This window comes from Streptomyces mutomycini (assembly GCF_001700505.1).
GTDB classification, from domain to species: Bacteria; Actinomycetota; Actinomycetes; order Streptomycetales; family Streptomycetaceae; genus Streptomyces; species Streptomyces mutomycini.
Genome location: NZ_MAPV01000350.1, coordinates 1 through 1,683, shown reverse-complemented (window position 1 = coordinate 1,683; position 1,683 = coordinate 1). Strand labels below are relative to the sequence as shown.

Genomic DNA, 1,683 nt, shown 5'->3' with positions numbered 1-1,683 from the left:
GCGGGGGCCGGGGCGGGCGGCTCGAAGCCGTGGCCCGTGAGCAGCACCGTGTCGGAGAGGAAGCGGGCCAGCTGCTCCAGGTTGGCGGGGCCGCCGTGCGCGAGGTAGGCGTGCGCCTCCGCCGCTATGCCGATGGGCACGGTCGACGCGGCCATCAGCTGGGCGTCGGGGGCCTGTTCACCGGTCAGTACGACGACGGGCCGGCCGGTCGCCAGCACCTGGTCGAGTCCGTCCTGCCAGGCTCGGACACCGCCGAGGAGACGCACGACGACGAGATCCGTGCCGTCCAGGAGCTGCGGCAGGTCCTCGACGGAGAGCCGGGACGGGTTCGCGTAGCGGAAGCCGACCGGGCCGTCGGAGGCACGGGCGCTGAGCAGGTCGGTGTCGGACGTCGACAGGAGCAGAATCATGCGGCGTCGGGCCTTCCTCGGGGTGTCCACGCCCCGGGCAGTGTCGGTTGGGCCTCCCCTGCCCGGGCGGAACCGGGTTTTCGGGGAAGGGAGTTCCTGACTCGCACGGCGGGTGGGCCGGGCTCACAGTGGCGGGACCGCGCCGGAATCTCACCGGGCTTCCTCCCATGTCGCCGTCTGGCGATGGCGGACCCAACGGACCGCCGCTAGGCATAGTAGGCGGGGGGAGGGGGGTCCTGACCAGACGGCCCCCGCACCGACCGGGGCGGAGACGGTGTCGCCTGGACAGTGCGGACCGGGACAGAGCTGGTGGACCGTGCAGCGGGGGCGCGGGACAGGGGCCCGGGGGACCTGTGGTGTGCGGCTCAGCGCGGGGGTGGGTGTCCCGTAGGTCACAGTGACCGCAGGGCTGCGCCACGGTCACGGTCGGTATGCTCGCCGCCATGTCCGCCTCCCCCCTTCCGTCCCGGTCTCCGGACGATGCGTGTGCCCGGAGCAGCGGTGACGCCTGCCCCGGCGCACTGCGTCTGCACCGCGCGGACGACGGTGCGCTGGCGCGGATCCGCATACCCGGCGGGGTGCTGACGCCCCGCCAGGCAGATGCGCTGGGGCGGGCCGCTGAGCGCTTCGGTGACGGTGAGCTGCATCTCACCTCCCGTGGAAACGTGCAGCTGCGCGGGCTCGGCCCGGACTGCGGTGCGGAGCTGGCAGGGCTGCTGGACGCGGCCGGGCTGCTGCCCTCACCCCGCCATGAACGGGTACGCAACGTGGTCGCGACCCCGCTCTCCGGGCTCGATGCCCTGGGGGCTGCCGACGTCCGGCCCTGGCTGACCGGACTGGACCGGCTTCTGTGCGGAAGCAACCGCGCGACAGCGCTCTCCGGACGTTTCCTGTTCGCGCTCGACGACGGCCGCGGCGATGTGGACGCCCTCGGCGCCGACCTCACCCTCCTGGGCGACGGTGACGGCAGCGCCCTCCTGCGCATCGGGGACGACGACGCCGTCCTCCGCGTCCCCTCCCCCGACGGTCCTCTCGCCGCGCTGACCGCAGCCGAGGCGTTCCTCGACTCCGCCGGGGACACCGGCGCCTGGCGGGTGAAGGACCTGCGCTGGGCCGGCTGGACCCGGCTCAGTGGCGGCTGCTCTCGAGCGCCGGTGAACTGCGCCTCACCCCGTGGCGCGGGGTCGTCGTCACCGGGATCGGATCAGACCGTGCGGACAGCCTGCTGAGCGACCTGTCGGGAGCCGGCCTGATCACCGGACCCGGCTCCCCG

General features: G+C 74.0%; 2 pseudogenes and 1 riboswitch. Of the pseudogenes, one reads left to right on the top strand and one right to left on the bottom strand.

Going from position 1 to position 1,683, the window contains the following annotated elements:
* A pseudogene (locus BFF76_RS30390) lies at window positions 1–410 on the bottom strand (cobaltochelatase subunit CobN); the annotation flags it as partial.
* A gap of 90 nt (window positions 411–500) precedes the next feature.
* A riboswitch (cobalamin riboswitch) is annotated at window positions 501–575 on the bottom strand.
* Between the two features lie 266 nt (window positions 576–841).
* Between BFF76_RS30390 and BFF76_RS30385 the strand changes: the two are divergent.
* Window positions 842–1,683, top strand: a pseudogene (locus tag BFF76_RS30385) (cobalamin biosynthesis protein CobG); the annotation flags it as partial.